The following is a 15,221-nucleotide window of genomic DNA, read 5'->3' as shown; positions in this document are numbered from 1 at the left end:
ATAATAAATTAGCCAAAAAAATGATAAAGACCAGCTTGGCGTTCATTATACTGATTCTCACATTTGGCTGTCAATCAAAAAAAGAACCTTCTACCCCTATGGATACTGATTCAAAAATCAAAAAAAACAAGTCATCTACCAAGTTTTTACCCGTCTTTTCGGAAATACCAGTGCCAATAATAAACCTTGGGGCACTTTAGAAGAAAATGGTGTCGGCAAGTTTTCCGATTTTACCGAAAAGGCACTTCAAGAAATTAAGAATTTAGGCGTTACCCACATTTGGTATACCGGGGTGCCACATCATGCTTTGGTAACCGATTATTCAGATTATGATATTACCAACGATGACCCAGATGTTGTCAAGGGTCGGGCAGGTTCGCCTTATGCGGTGAAGGATTATTATAACGTGAATCCTGATTTGGCCGAGGATCCGTTCAAACGATTGGAAGAGTTCAAAGCATTGATTGACAGAACGCATAAGGCAGGCCTGAAATTACTGATTGATATCGTCCCGAACCACGTTGCTCGAAATTATGAAGGTAAATCGACACCCAAGGGTTCCGAGCCGTTTGGAGCGAACGACGATACTACCGTTGAATATAAAAGGGATAATGATTTTTATTATGTTCCCGATAGCGAATTTCAAGTACCGGAATGGCAAAATGGATACCAGCCCTTGGGCGGAGAGCCGCTCCCTTTGGCAGATGGAAGATTTAAAGAAGTTCCCGCGAAATGGACGGGCAATGGCTCGCGTTCGCCCCACCCCGATATGAACGATTGGTACGAAACGGTAAAAATAAATTATGGGGTGCGGCCCGATGGTTCTTATGATTTCGATGTGCTTCCAGAAGGTTCCGATACGCTGGATTATAAAAAGCATTTTGCATTTTGGTCCGATAAAGATGTACCTGGTTCTTGGAAAAAATTTAAGGATATCGCTCTGTATTGGCTTGAAATGGGAGTCGACGGTTTCCGGTTCGATATGGCCGAAATGGTTCCCGTAGAATTTTGGAGCTATATGAACTCCCATATCAAAATGAATAACCCGGATGCTTTTCTTTTGGCAGAGGTCTATAACCCGGGATTGTATAGAGATTATATCCATAAAGGAAAAATGGACTATCTCTACGACAAGGTGGAACTGTACGATAGTCTAAAACACATCATGCAAGGTCATGGTTGGACGGATCATATTCCTAAAGTGCAGGAAGGTCTTCAAGATATAGAACATCAAATGTTACATTTTTTGGAAAATCATGACGAGCAACGAATCGCAAGTCCTGATTTTGCCGGGGATGCCCAAAAAGGAAAACCGGCCATGGTGGTTTCTGCGACCTTGAGCACCTCGCCTACCATGATTTATTTCGGGCAAGAAGTTGGAGAGCCCGCCGAAGAACAGGCGGGATTCGGAAGTCCGACCCGAACATCAATTTTCGATTATATAGGTGTTCCAACATACCAACGTTGGGTGAATGATAGGAAATTTGACGGAGGACAATTATCCAAAGAAGAAAAAGACCTTCGTGATTTTTACAAGCGTCTTTTGAATGTTACGATAAACAGTAGTGCCTTGATGGGCGAGTATAGTGATATTCATTATTATAATAGGGAGAATACCGAAAACTATGACCACAGGGTTTTGTCATTTGTGCGTTGGTCGAAGAATGAAAAACTAGTTGTAATCTCCAATTTTGATTCTGATAAGACCTATTCATTTCAACTCAAAATTCCAAAAGAGATTATTGATGAATGGAAACTGGGTCCGGGAAAGTATGAATTGAAAGATATGCTCTATGAATCTATGAACACATTGGAAGTTGACAACGGAATAGGAAAGATCGAGATTCGTTTAAATCCGCTGGAATCTTTTATTTTTGCGGTAAAATAGACCTAATGAACTCTTTTAGAATGAAAATGCGATTTATTCTTGTCACTTTTGCACTACTAATAGTATCAAGCTGTACAATGAACGGACCACTGGTAATCGGCCATCGAGGCGCTATGGGGCATGAGACAGAGAATACCTTGGCATCCATCCAAAAGGCCATGGATTTAGGTGTCGATATGATAGAAATCGATGTTTTTAAGATCAAGAGTGGAGAAATAGTAGTCTTTCATGACGAGCGACTTGAGCGTATTTCAAATGCCGGAGGCAATATCGAGGAGTACAATATTACCGATCTTAAAAAGGTAATGTTGGATGGGAATCACAGAATTCCAATGTTGCAGGATGTTCTGAAACTTATCGATAATAAAGTACGTCTTAACATAGAATTAAAAGGAGCGAATACCGCAGATCGCGTAAATTTCATTACCGAGTATTATATCAAAGATAAAGGGTGGACGTTGGAAAACTTCTTGATTTCAAGTTTTAATTGGGATGAGCTCAAGGCAATGCGCGAATTGAACGAAGATATGCCCATTGCCATCTTAACAGAAGGTGACCCTTTAGAGGCTCTTCCGATTGCGAAGGAACTCAATGCAGAAGCCATTAATCCAAGTTATAATAAACTTGATCAAGTAATCGCTGACACCATCAAGAAATCCGGATTTAAAATCTATACATGGACGGTCAATGATTCTAAAGATATTGATGCGATGAAAAAATTAAAGGTAGATGGTATCATCACCAACTTTCCTGAACGTGTCAAATAATGTTCGACGTTCTTATCATTGGCGGAGGTGCGGCAGGTTTTTATGCAGCGATACATATTGCCGAAGCTAAGCCTAAATTGAAAATAGCTATCCTTGAGCGAGGCAAGGAAGTACTTTCGAAAGTTAAAGTTTCCGGTGGCGGACGATGCAATGTAACCCATGCCGAGTTCGACCCGGCCGAATTGGTCAAAAATTATCCTAGGGGAGAAAAAGAACTCCTAGGTCCTTTTCATACCTATTGCACCGGCGATACCGTAGCTTTTTTTGAAGAACGTGGTGTTCCTTTGAAAATAGAAGAAGATGGGCGTATGTTTCCAACATCGAACAGCTCTGGTACAATCATCGATTTGTTTTTAAAGCAAGCTGAACAGTTGGGAATAAAGATATTGAAGCATAGCTCGGTGATTGATTTTGAGCCCATTGTTTCCGAAAAAAAAGCGAAGGTCATTGAAGGCTGGAAAGTGACGTCCATCAAAAGTGACTACACTTCTAAAAAATTGTTGATTGCCTCTGGTAGCAGTTCGAAAATTTGGAAAATTCTCGAAAGGTTGGGCCATACCATCGAACCGGCCGTTCCATCACTTTTTACATTTAATATTGGTGATGAGCGTATAGCGGGTATCCAGGGACTGAGTACCCATGCAAAGGTTCAAATATTGGCCAAAAAAATCTTTAACCCCAAGATTACCATAAAACTGCGGAGCGAGGTGGCTGCCGAATCGCTGCTCGAATCAGAGGGTCCGATTTTGGTGACCCACTGGGGACTAAGTGGACCGGCGATTCTAAAACTATCTGCTTGGGGTGCCAAATTGTTGGGCGATTTCAAGTATAAATTCACTATACGGGTGAATTGGGTTCCGCAATTTCATGAAGGTGCTGTACTTCCCTATTTGATGGAAATAAAAGATGTTGAAGCCAAGAAAACCGTTTTGAGAACAAAAGCCCTGGATATTCCGAGACGTCTATGGACAAATTTGGTAAGGGCTTCAGATATCGATAGCGACTTGAAATGGGCCGATGTTACAAAAGTTCAGCTTCAAAACTTATCTGAACAACTTACCCAAGGCGAGTTTCGGGTAGATGGAAAAAGTACTTTTAAGGAAGAATTCGTAACGGCCGGTGGGGTCGATTTAAAGGAAATCAATTTTAAGACGATGCAAAGCAAGGTATTGCCCGGTCTTTATTTTGCAGGAGAGGTGATCAATGTAGATGCCATTACGGGCGGTTTCAATTTTCAAAATGCATGGACTACAGGGTTTATAGCGGCCAAGGGAATTGTTCAAGAAAATAGTTTTAAGTTTCTGTTGTTTCTTGTTTCAAGTTCATAATTTGAAACCTGAAACCTGAAACCTGAAACCTGAAACCTGAAACCTGAAAACCATATGAAAACATATATCGCCCTTCTTCGAGGTATAAACGTGAGCGGCCATAAGAAAATAAAAATGGCCGATTTGCGGACCATGCTCGAAGAACTTGACTTTAAAAAGGTCGAGACTTATATTCAAAGCGGTAATATTGTCTTTGGCAGCAGTGAAAAATTTTTGCATGTCTTAGAGCAGATGATTCAGAAAGAAATACTAAAGACCTTTGATTTTGATGTGCCGGTTTTGGTAAGAACGTACGACGAGCTAAAGTCTATTTTTGAGAAAAATCCGTTTACAGACCAAGTCGATATCGAAAAAAAACAGGTTTATTTTGCAATTTTAAAAGAAACTCCCGCACCTGATTTGATGGCAGCATTTAAAAAAGAGAAATTCGACCACGAGGAATTTTTGGCTACGGGTAACTGTATATACCTGAACTGCCTAAAAGGAGCTGCTGAAGCAAAACTCAGTAACAATCTTATCGAGCGAAAACTAAAAGTTTCTGCCACTACCCGAAACTACCGGACTATGCTCAAATTATTGGAAATGGCCGGATAAAAGTATCCAGTTGGCAGTAAACAGTAATTTTTAGCATCCAGCATCCAGCATCCAGCATCCAGCATCCAGCATCCAGCATCCAGCATCCAGCATCCAGCATTCCTAATTCAACTCCCATATCTTATAATTAAGCACGGTCGCAAAGCATATCCATAGAAGATAGGGCACCAAAAGGTATGCCGCGAGCTTGCTTACTACGCTGAACCAACGAATGGTCAGAATGACCAAAACAAGAAGGGTTCCTATGATGAGTAGCGCCCAAAAAGGTTCCTTTAATCCGAAGAAAACAATGCTCCAAGAAGCGTTGAGCAATAGTTGAAAACCATAATGGTACAATGCGGTCTTGACCCATAAATGATAAAAACCTTTCGCCCAAACAATACCGGCCGCGACCCCTATCATAACATACAGTACCGTCCACACCGGTGCAAAAAGCCAGTTTGGCGGATTAAAACTGGGTTTATTCAGACCCAGATACCAATCGTTGACCGAGCTTTGGGTGGCGAAACTTGACAAGAATCCGATAAGTATGCAAATACCTACTGATATGGCGATATAGGTCAGTTTTTTTTTCAAGATGATTGGAGTATTTGTCCTAAAATAGTCAAATAATTTGATAGTGAAATCAACAAATGAATATTCTCTTTATATAGATTCCCGCCTTAGCGGGAATGGCATTGGATGATTAAAAAACTATCTTTGCACAAACTGCGGTTCATGACGGAAAAAGACTTTATTCCCTCGACATATTCCAATGAAATCAATGAGGGCATTGTGGCATGGAAGGCTCCCAGCAATATCGCACTTGTCAAATATTGGGGAAAGAAAGAAAACCAGATTCCCGCCAACCCTTCGGTCAGTTTTACGTTGGATGCCTGTGCCACGAAGACCATTTTGAGCTTTAAGAAAAAAGAGACCCGTACCGATTCATTTTCTTTTGATTTTTGGTTCGAAGGAAAATCAAAGGATGATTTTAAGCCCAAAATTGCGACCTTTTTCGATAGGGTAGAAAAGTATTTGCCCTTTTTGAAATCGTATGATTTGAAAATCGAATCATCCAACTCGTTTCCGCATAGTAGTGGCATTGCCTCCTCGGCATCCGCTATGAGTGCCTTGGCCCTATGTCTAATGGATGTCGAAAAACAACTGAATCCTAAAATGAGCGAAGATTTTTTCAACCGAAAAGCTTCTTTTCTGGCACGATTGGGGTCGGGTAGTGCAGCGAGAAGTATCGAGGGCAGCTTGGTGCAATGGGGCGACCATGAAGAAACCGCTGGAAGTTCTGATTTATACGGAATTAAATATCCCTATAAAGTGCATTCCGTTTTTAAGAAATTTCACGACACAATTCTTTTGGTGGACAAAGGTCAAAAGCAAGTAAGCAGTACTTTGGGGCATGATTTGATGCACGACCACCCTTTCGCCGAAAGACGGTTCGACCAAGCGCATAAAAATCTGACCAAATTAAAATCGATTTTCGCCTCGGGAAACCTTGAGGATTTTATTAAAATTGTTGAAAGTGAGGCGCTAACGTTACACGCCATGATGCTGACAAGCCATCCTTATTTTATTCTCATGAAGCCGAATACTCTTGAAATCATCAATAAAATATGGGCTTTTAGGGAACATTCGAAAACACATGTCTGCTTCACTTTAGATGCTGGGGCCAACGTTCACGTGCTTTACCCCGAAAGCGAAAGGGATGAGGTATACCAATTTATTCAAGATGAGTTGGTTGCACATTGCCAAAACGGACAGTATATTTGCGATAGAATTGGATTTGGTGCAAAAAAAATGTAACTTTTTAATCAATTTCTACGTATATACGACGTTAACTAGAATGTCCCAGATCAAATAATTATGAAAGGACCCCTATTTTATTCAAAAATCCTTCTTTTCGGAGAATACGGAATTATCAAAGATTCCAAAGGTTTATCGATTCCCTATAATTTTTTTAAGGGTGCGCTGAAGACCGATGATATCGGTTCTGAAACCGCGAAAAAGTCGAACAGTGGCTTACGCGAGTTCGTGAGCTATTTGGAGATGATACAAAAGAATAGTCCTGAGTTGGTTTCTTTTGATTTTAAAGCATTGAAAAAAGATGTTGATTCGGGGATGTATTTTGACAGTTCCATTCCACAAGGTTATGGAGTAGGAAGTAGTGGCGCTTTGGTTGCGGCTATCTATGACAAATATGCTTTAGATAAAATAACGGTACTTGAAAACCTTACGCGCGAAAAGCTATTAAAACTAAAAGCGATTTTCGGAAAAATGGAATCCTTTTTCCACGGAAAATCATCGGGTTTGGATCCTTTGAACAGCTACTTGAGCCTTCCTATCTTAATCAATTCTAAAGACAATATTGAATCGACAAGTATTCCTTCACAAAATACCGAAGGCAAGGGAGCGGTTTTCTTATTGGATAGTGGCTCGACCGGTGAGACAGCACCGATGGTACAGCTATTTATGGAAAAAATGAAGCATGAAGGTTTCCGAAATATGTTGAAGAACCAGTTTATAAAACATACCGATGCCTGTGTCGAAGATTTTGTAAACGGAAACGTGAAATCACTTTTTGGCAACCTAAAACAATTGTCACATGTGGTGCTCGACAATTTTAAGCCCATGATTCCTGAAAAATTCCACCAGCTTTGGCAACAGGGTATCGATACGAACGAATACTACCTAAAACTGTGCGGTTCTGGCGGAGGAGGTTATATTCTAGGGTTTACCCAAGATATCGATAAGGCTAAAAAGACATTGAAAGATTATAAACTAGAGGTGGTCTATAATTTCTAGTACAATTCTCAGAAAACATGTTGAGCAGAAAAAACAAGCTCTTGCTTCTAAAGTTGTTGAGCCTTTTTTCCGTGGTGCGTGGTTATAATATTTTAATGATTGCCTTGGCCCAGTATCTGGCCTCGATTTATATACTTTCTCCCGACTTGCCCTTACGAAAGGTCGTTTTCGATCTTAATCTTTTTATTATTGTTTTGGCTTCGGCGTTGGTCATTGCCAGTGGATATATTATCAATAATTTTTACGATGCTGAAAAAGACCTGATAAACAAACCTCGCAAAAGCATGCTTGACCGATTGGTCAGCCAACGTTTTAAATTGACCACGTATTTCGTGCTGAACTTTTTAGCGGTTTTTGCGGCAAGCTATGTGTCCTTTAGGGCCGTACTTTTCTTTTCGGCATACATCTTCGGTATTTGGTTCTATTCCCATAAGCTGAAACGCGTACCCTTCTTGGGCAATTTTGTATCCGCGACTTTGGCCATTTCTCCTTTCTTTGCTGTGTTCGTATATTATAAAAATTTCGAGACGGTCATCTTCGTACATGCGATTTTTCTGTTTTTGCTGATATTGGTCCGTGAAATGATCAAGGACCTTGAAAATTTGACAGGCGACATGGCCCAGAATTATAGAACTATCCCTATTATTTATGGGGCTCGTACCTCAAAGATCGGTATTACCCTGTTGATTCTCTTGACCTTGCTCCCTTCGTTGTTATTGATTGTCAATTTTGATGTGGGGCACATGTATCTTTATTTTATAGGATGTAATGTTCTATTATTGATTTCCCTTGTTTTACTTTGGAGGTCAACATCTAAAAAGGACTACGTACTATTGCATAATATTTTGAAATTTATCATCATCGTCGGGGTATTCAGTATTTTGTTGATCGACGTAGATTTGATACTAAATCGATTCCGACAATGGAACATCATTTAAAAGTTGCACTTGCCCAAATCGCTCCCGTTTGGTTGGATAAAACTGCCACAACTAAAAAAATTGAGAATACCATTCGAGAAGCTGCAAAAGAAAAAACCGAATTGATCGTATTTGGGGAAGCCCTTTTGCCTGGATATCCATTTTGGTTGGCTTTGACCGACGGCGCAAAATGGGATTTAAAGATCAACAAGGAAATTCACGCGCACTATGTTAGAAATTCCATTCAGATAGAGGCCGGAGAGCTTGACTCGATTTGCGAACTAGCCAAGGAACATAAGATTGCGATTTATTTAGGAATAATGGAGCGTGCCAAGAATCGGGGCGGCCACAGTCTCTATGCCTCATTGGTTTATGTTGATGAAAAGGGAGAGATAAAATCCGTTCACAGAAAACTACAGCCAACCTATGATGAACGACTGACATGGGCGCCCGGCGATGGAAACGGATTGCAAGTACATCCACTGAAACAGTTTACCGTAGGCGGACTCAATTGTTGGGAGAATTGGATGCCGCTACCTCGAACGGCACTATACGGTCAAGGTGAAAATCTACATATAGCGGTCTGGCCCGGAAGCGAGCATAACACAAAAGACATTACCCGTTTTATTGCCAGAGAGTCACGAAGCTATGTGATTTCGGTTTCCTCGTTGATGAAGAAAGAAGATTTTCCGAAAAGCACGCCACACCTGGATAAGATTCTCGAACAAGCACCTGATGTTCTAGCTAATGGAGGTTCCTGTATCGCAGGTCCTGACGGGGAGTGGATCATAGAACCAGTATTATACAAAGAAGAACTGATTTATAAGACTTTAGACTTCAATCTTGTATACGAGGAAAGACAGAATTTTGACCCTGTGGGGCATTATTCCAGACCTGATGTGACCAAGTTACTCGTGAATCGAGAGCGGCAAACTACCGTGGAGTTTGAAGATTAAGGGTATCTTTGCAAAAACAAAGGGTTATGAGCAGGCAGGATTCAAGTCGTGATGGTAAGAAATCAGGAAGACAAGGCGGTACCTATCGCAAAAAGAGCTACGCCCGAGGCAACGCACCCATAAAAAAAAGAACGGAAAATCAGCAGACTTCCAATCCTGAATTGATTCGTCTGAACAAATATGTGGCCAATTCAGGAGTCTGTTCACGCCGGGACGCCGATATCTACATTGCTGCAGGAAATGTGACCGTAAACGGCAAGCCCATCACCGAAATGGGTTATAAGGTAAAGTTGACCGACGAGATCAAGTTCGACGGGCGTTTGCTGAACCCTGTCAAAAAAGAATATGTACTGCTCAACAAACCAAAGGACTTTGCTACAACCGTTCGTGATGAAAAAGGGCGTAGAAATGTCTCCGGTCTGATTTCAAATGCCTCGAAAACTCCGCTGCTTCCCATAGATAAAATGGACAAGGACGCTACTGGTTTGTTGTTGTTCACCAACGATGGCGATTTGACCAAACGGTTGAAAAGTCCGAAAAACGGACTTCGAAAAATCTATCATGTCGAGTTGAACAAAGATTTACGAAGTGCCGACCTAAAAAAAATCCAGGAAGGGATTACCTTGGATGAGAAACCGGTACGTATTCAGGAAATCAGTTTCCTCAATGATGCCCCGAAACGTGAGGTAGGGATAGAAATTTACAGTACCAAGCACAAAATTATAGAACGCCTGTTTGAGTATTTGGAATATGAAGTGGTCAAAATCGACCGTGTTGTTTATGCGGGGCTAACCAAGAAAGACCTTCCCCGTGGGCATTGGCGGTATTTGACCGAACAAGAGATTATTAATTTGGGGATGATTAAATAGTCTTATTCATCTTCTCTCTAATCTCTTCCAAACACAAATTTCCCAAACTGCCTTCGTGGGAGTGAGAAATATCTCGCTTCGGTTCAAATGTACCTTCTTGAATTTCTTGTCCCATTTTTTTGTAGGCATCCCGAAAGGGCATTCCAGATAAAACCCGTTCGTTTAGCGTATCGACACTGAAGAGGTAATCGTATTTGGGGTCATCCAAAATATTTTTGTTAACACGGATTTCCTTCAGGGAAAACGTCAAAATTTCCAAACAGGCCCTCATATCCTGAATCGAGGGAACGATTATTTCCTTGACCAATTGGAGATCACGATGATAGCCGGAAGGTAGATTGTTAATGACCAAAGTCAATTGATTGGGTACGGCTTGTAGCTTGTTGCATTTTGCCCTTACCAGTTCAAACACATCGGGATTCTTTTTATGGGGCATAATACTCGACCCGGTCGTCAGTTCATCAGGAAAGGAGATAAAATCAAAATTCTGGCTCATGTACAGGCAGATATCCATGGCCAGTTTTGATAGCGTAGCGGCGATACTTGCCATTCCGAATGCGGTGGCATTTTCCACTTTCCCGCGCCCCATTTGAGCGGCGACCACGTTGTATTTTAGGGTCTCGAATTCCATTTCTTTAGTGGTAAAGCTTCTGTCTATCGGAAAAGAACTTCCATAGCCCGCAGCACTCCCAAGGGGATTTTGATCCGCTACTTTATAGGCCGCATTAATAAAAATAAGGTCATCGATCAGACTTTCGGCATAGGCCGAGAACCACAATCCGAAGGAGGAAGGCATGGCAATCTGCAAATGGGTATAGCCGGGTAATAAAATGTCCATGTGTTTTTCCGCTAAATCCAATAGCAAATTGAACAAGGTTTTGGTTGCTGATTTTATTTCCGTCAGTTCATCCTTTAAATACAGATGCATTGCCACCAAAACCTGATCGTTTCTTGATCGTGCTGTATGGATTTTCTTTCCTGTATCACCCAACTTTTCCGTGAGTAAATATTCGATTTTGGAGTGCATGTCCTCAAAAGAATCTTCTATAGTGAAGGTGCCTTTTTCGATGGATTTTGCAATGTTATCCAATTCGTTGACCAAGCTCGAAGTTTCATCTTCCGTCAACAAACCGATCTTGCCCAACATGTTTGCATGGGCTTTCGAGGCAATGACATCGTATTTTGCCAAGTGCAGATCGAGCTCACGATCATTGCCGACCGTAAAATGGTCTATTTTTTTGTCGGTGCTAAAGCCTTTGTCCCAGAGTCGCATAAATCAATATTTTAGTTTTCATTCCCAAGCCTGTGCTGAACTCGTTTCAGTAAAGGCGGGAATCTGTTTAATGTTGGTTGTCATTGCGAGCAAAGCGCGGCAATCTGTTTAAGGTCCGTACTATCTCTTATGGCTTGCGCTTTCAACCCCTCCGTCTTCTTCTCCGCCAGCTGTCGGATTGAATCCACCTCCCCTCGTCTGAGGGGAGGAGCCTTTAATTCATTCTTATTTCAAAAAACCCTTTAGAATTTTAATATACAAATCAACCCCTTCCTCGATTTCGTGCACATAAATATACTCATCAGCTGAATGTGAGCGGGTACTGTCTCCAGGCCCTAATTTCAAAGATTGACAGGTCAAAGCCGCCTGATCCGAAAGGGTGGGAGAGCCATAGGTTTTTCTGCCCAAAGCAATACCCGATTGCACCAAGGGATGCTCTTTTGCGATTGCCGACGAATTCAACCGCAACGATCGTTCTTTCAATTCGCAGGGTGCTTCCCTTTTAAAATTTCAGCGATTTCGGCATTGGTATATTTATCGTTGACCCGCACATCGATAACCAAATCGACCTGTGCGGGAACCACGTTATGCTGACTTCCTGCATTGATTTGGGTTACGGTCAGTTTTACCTCGCCCAAGACCTCGGACACTTTATCGAACTTATAATTTTTAAACCACTCCAATACTTCTATCATGTTGTAAATGGAATTATCCTCGTTCGGATGTGCGGCATGTGAAGGGGTGCCTTTCACCTTGGCATCAAAGACAATCAGCCCTTTTTCGGCAATGGCCAAATCCAATAAAGTAGGTTCGCCGACGATGGCGACATCGATTTTTGGAAGTTTTGGCAACAATCCATGCAGGCTATTGGGGCCGGCACTTTCCTCTTCCATCGAAGCGACCATCAAGATGTTGTGGTTTAGATTTGCGTCCGCATAAAAATGAACAAAAGTCGCCAACAAGGAAACTAAGGCACCACCCGCATCGTTACTCCCCAACCCATACAATTTTCTATCTTCAATATGCGGATGAAAAGGATCTCTCGTATAAGCGGAATTCGGTTTCACCGTGTCGTGATGGGAGTTCAACAATAAGGTCGGCTTGCTTTCATCAAAATGTTTATTGACGGCAAATACATTGTTCAGTTCCCGTTTAAATGGAATGTTGAAAGAGGTTAACCATTCGCCTATCGCATCCGCGGTCTTATCTTCCTCCGATGAAAATGATTGTATCGAGATCAGTTTTTTCAGTAATTCGAGTGCCTTTTCCGTAAGCATTTTTTGATTCATCTTCATAAGGTTATTGTAGTGAATAGTTCGGATTTTCCATCCAGCATCGAAATATCACCGATGCACACCTTATCTACGTTTTTATTCAACGCATGGAAGCAATTTTCCATTTTTGGAAGCATTCCGTCGGCGATGATTTTTTCGTCAAGCAATTTTTTATAGGACTCCGAATCAATGTGCTTCACTACGGATTCATCATCATTTATATCCATGAGAACTCCTTTCCTTTCAAAACAGTAATACAAGGTTGTTTCATAGTTTTCGCTCATACCAATTGCCAATTCAGAGGCAATGGTATCTGCATTGGTATTCAACAATTGCCCTTTTCCATCATGGGTCAAAGCACAGAATACCGGAACCAAGCCAGAATTTAAAAGCGATGAAATCGTTTCTGAATTTATGCCATCCACATCGCCGGCAAATCCATAATCAATGTCTTTTACAAATCGTTTATGTGCTTGGATCGTATTGCCATCAACTCCGCTGAGACCAATGGCGTTGCACTTATTTGCCTGCAATTCGGCCACGATATTTTTGTTGGTCAATCCGGCATAAACCATAACTACAACTTCCAAACTTTCAGCATCCGTAATTCTTCGGCCTCCAACCATTTTGGGAACAATACCCATTTTTTTCAAGATCTCTGTCGCTTTTTTTCCGCCACCATGGACCAGAATTTTAGCTCCGTCAATCTTCGAAAACAGGAGTAGAAATTTGGACAGTTCTGTTTTGTTCTCGATAACGTTTCCGCCAATTTTGACTATGGCTAATTTTTCTGTCATGCTACACGTTTAATATTCCTCCGTCAATAGTCATGGCCGTTCCCGTTATCCAAGAAGCATCTTTCGAAACAAGAAAAAGTGCCAATTTTGCTATCTCTTGAGGTGTACCCAATCGCTTCATTAAGGTCGCCTTCCCCGCATTTTCTACGGCTCTTTCAGGATTTTTAAAAGCTTTTGCCGAATCCCATAACAATGGAGTATCGACAGGTCCTGGACATATTGCGTTGATTCTGATTTTTGGTCCGTATTCCACAGCCATTTGCTTCATCAATGCAATAGAAGCTGCTTTTGAAGCGCAATATGCAGGGTGGTTCGGAAAGCTTTTATAGGCCGCGATGGAGGCATTGATTAAAATAGTCGCCCCTTCCGCTTGTTCCAAATGAGGTATGGCATATTTTGAAACATAAAAAATGGAACTTAGATTGGTATTCAAGGTTTTCTGCCATTCGGCAATGGGTAAATCCACAACATTTCCCAACCCTAAAATTCCCGCATTAATTGATACTATGTCTAGCCTTCCAAAGTTTTCAATCGCTTTATTGACAAGTTTTTCATTATAGCTTGGATCACTAACATCCCCTGCCATGAAAATAGCATTTTCTAATTTTTCGGTTAGGGCATTTCCCTTTTCTTCATTTCTTCCCGATAGCATCAATTTTGCCCCTTCCTCATTAAATGACTCCGCGATGGCTTTGCCCATACCGCTGGTCGCCCCGGTAATGATACAAACCTTATCCCTTAGTTTTTGTGCCATATCGCTATTCTTGATGATTCTCCAAAAATTTCTTTAAAACCAATTGTGCGGAATAAATTCTATTATTGGCCTGTTCAATGACCAACGATTGTTCGCTGTCTAAAACCGAATCTTCAACAACCACGTTTCTCCGAACCGGAAGGCAATGCATAAATTTGGCTTGACCCATTTTTTCCTTGGTGAACATCCAATCGGTATCTTGATTTACAACTTTTCCGTAATCCGAATAACTGCTCCAATTCTTCACATATACAAAATCCGCATTCTCACAAGCTTTTTTCTGGTCATATTCGATTTTTATATTTTTTGTGATTTCCGAATTCAACTCGTAGCCTTTTGGATGGGTTATCACGAATTCGGAATCTTGCAATTGCATCATTTCCACAAAGGAATTGGCCACAGCATGTGGCAAGGCCTTCGGATGTGGTGCCCATGAAAGTACTACTTTCGGTTTTGATTTGGTATTGTGTTCCGCTAGGGTAATTGCATCCGCCAATGCCTGCAAGGGATGACCGACCGAGCTTTCCATATTTACAATGGGTACTGAGGCATATTTTTTAAATCCCATCAGAACTTCTTCCGCCTCATCTTTTGCCTTATCCTTTAATCCTGCAAAAGCACGAATGGCAATGATATCGCAATACTGAGAAACTACCTTGGCAGCTTCCTTAATATGCTCTGCCTTTCCCTGGTCCATAATTGTTCCATCATCAAATTCCAAGGCCCACCCTTCATTGCCGAAATTCATGACCATGACCTCCATGCCCAAGTTCATTGCGGCTTTTTGTGTGCTTAATCGCGTGCGAAGGCTGTTATTGAAAAACAGCAGGCAAATGGTTTTTCCTGCGCCTAGGGCTTTGAATTGGGTCGGGTTTTCTTTCAACGTTCTCGCTTCGGATACCCAATCGGGGAGAGAGTTGATGTCTTTTACAGATAGGTAATGTTTCATACTATTTTCTTATGGCTCCCCTCTTCAGATGAAGAGGAGAATGAATCCGACTTTGG

13 protein-coding genes and 2 pseudogenes are annotated in these 15,221 nt (G+C 41.5%); 9 read left to right on the top strand and 6 right to left on the bottom strand.

Translation table 11 applies throughout. The features are described 5' to 3' along the window. Positions 1 to 20 precede the first annotated feature (20 nt). From N8A86_RS05805 to N8A86_RS05790, 4 genes and pseudogenes are all read left to right on the top strand, one after another. Positions 21 to 1,888 (top strand): annotated as a pseudogene (locus N8A86_RS05805) (alpha-amylase family glycosyl hydrolase). Between the two features lie 5 nt (positions 1,889 to 1,893). Next, a complete protein-coding gene (locus N8A86_RS05800; RefSeq protein ID WP_273568189.1) occupies positions 1,894 to 2,655 on the top strand; it encodes a glycerophosphodiester phosphodiesterase in 762 nt (253 codons plus the stop codon). Further along, positions 2,655 to 3,983 (top strand): BaiN/RdsA family NAD(P)/FAD-dependent oxidoreductase, encoded by a 1,329-nt coding sequence (locus N8A86_RS05795; protein ID WP_273568188.1) that lies wholly within the window; start codon positions 2,655 to 2,657, stop codon positions 3,981 to 3,983. Before N8A86_RS05800 ends, N8A86_RS05795 begins: the two co-directional genes overlap by 1 nt. A gap of 54 nt (positions 3,984 to 4,037) precedes the next feature. Beyond that, the gene (locus N8A86_RS05790) at positions 4,038 to 4,577 is read left to right on the top strand and encodes a DUF1697 domain-containing protein (protein WP_273568187.1); all 540 of its coding nucleotides are present in this window, start codon (positions 4,038 to 4,040) and stop codon (positions 4,575 to 4,577) included. A gap of 102 nt (positions 4,578 to 4,679) precedes the next feature. On the opposite strand, the gene N8A86_RS05785 is transcribed toward N8A86_RS05790, so the two are convergent. Beyond that, entirely contained in the window at positions 4,680 to 5,153 is a 474-nt protein-coding gene (locus tag N8A86_RS05785) for a TspO/MBR family protein (RefSeq protein WP_273568186.1), read from the bottom strand. Positions 5,154 to 5,294: 141 nt separating this feature from the next. On the opposite strand from N8A86_RS05785, the gene N8A86_RS05780 reads away from it, so the two are divergent. The 5 genes from N8A86_RS05780 to N8A86_RS05760 are packed head-to-tail and all read left to right on the top strand — an operon-like array spanning position 5,295 to position 10,118. Continuing rightward, positions 5,295 to 6,377, top strand: a complete 1,083-nt coding sequence (locus N8A86_RS05780) for a diphosphomevalonate decarboxylase (protein WP_273568185.1) — start codon at positions 5,295 to 5,297, stop codon at positions 6,375 to 6,377. Between the two features lie 60 nt (positions 6,378 to 6,437). Then, a complete protein-coding gene (locus N8A86_RS05775; RefSeq protein WP_273568184.1) occupies positions 6,438 to 7,376 on the top strand; it encodes a mevalonate kinase family protein in 939 nt (312 codons plus the stop codon). 17 nt (positions 7,377 to 7,393) lie between these two features. Next, on the top strand, positions 7,394 to 8,314 hold the full coding sequence (locus tag N8A86_RS05770) for a geranylgeranylglycerol-phosphate geranylgeranyltransferase (RefSeq protein WP_273568183.1): 921 nt from the start codon (positions 7,394 to 7,396) through the stop codon (positions 8,312 to 8,314). Next, complete coding sequence (locus N8A86_RS05765) at positions 8,299 to 9,249, top strand: carbon-nitrogen hydrolase family protein (protein WP_273568182.1); 951 nt, start codon at positions 8,299 to 8,301, stop codon at positions 9,247 to 9,249. Before N8A86_RS05770 ends, N8A86_RS05765 begins: the two co-directional genes overlap by 16 nt. Before the next feature lie 26 nt (positions 9,250 to 9,275). Further along, a complete protein-coding gene (locus N8A86_RS05760; RefSeq protein WP_273568181.1) occupies positions 9,276 to 10,118 on the top strand; it encodes a pseudouridine synthase in 843 nt (280 codons plus the stop codon). On the opposite strand, the gene argH is transcribed toward N8A86_RS05760, so the two are convergent. The 5 genes and pseudogenes from argH to N8A86_RS05735 form a co-directional block, all read right to left on the bottom strand. Next, positions 10,111 to 11,391 carry an argininosuccinate lyase gene (gene argH, locus N8A86_RS05755; RefSeq protein ID WP_273568180.1) on the bottom strand — a complete coding sequence of 427 codons (1,281 nt, stop codon included), beginning with the start codon at positions 11,389 to 11,391 and terminating at the stop codon, positions 10,111 to 10,113. The genes N8A86_RS05760 and argH overlap by 8 nt on opposite strands. 225 nt (positions 11,392 to 11,616) lie before the next feature. Then, positions 11,617 to 12,680: pseudogene (locus tag N8A86_RS05750) on the bottom strand (M20 family metallo-hydrolase). Positions 12,681 to 12,682: 2 nt separating this feature from the next. Next, positions 12,683 to 13,462, bottom strand: coding sequence for an acetylglutamate kinase (gene argB / locus N8A86_RS05745; RefSeq protein ID WP_273568179.1), 780 nt, complete (start codon positions 13,460 to 13,462; stop codon positions 12,683 to 12,685). 1 nt (position 13,463) lies between these two features. Beyond that, on the bottom strand, positions 13,464 to 14,216 hold the full coding sequence (locus N8A86_RS05740; protein WP_273568178.1) for an SDR family NAD(P)-dependent oxidoreductase: 753 nt from the start codon (positions 14,214 to 14,216) through the stop codon (positions 13,464 to 13,466). Positions 14,217 to 14,220: 4 nt separating this feature from the next. Then, on the bottom strand, positions 14,221 to 15,165 hold the full coding sequence (locus N8A86_RS05735) for a Rossmann-fold NAD(P)-binding domain-containing protein (RefSeq protein WP_273568177.1): 945 nt from the start codon (positions 15,163 to 15,165) through the stop codon (positions 14,221 to 14,223). Positions 15,166 to 15,221 lie beyond the last annotated feature (56 nt).

Source organism: Maribacter halichondriae (assembly GCF_027474825.1).
GTDB lineage: Bacteria > Bacteroidota > Bacteroidia > Flavobacteriales > Flavobacteriaceae > Meishania > Meishania halichondriae.
This window is presented reverse-complemented; position numbering and strand designations above follow the sequence as displayed.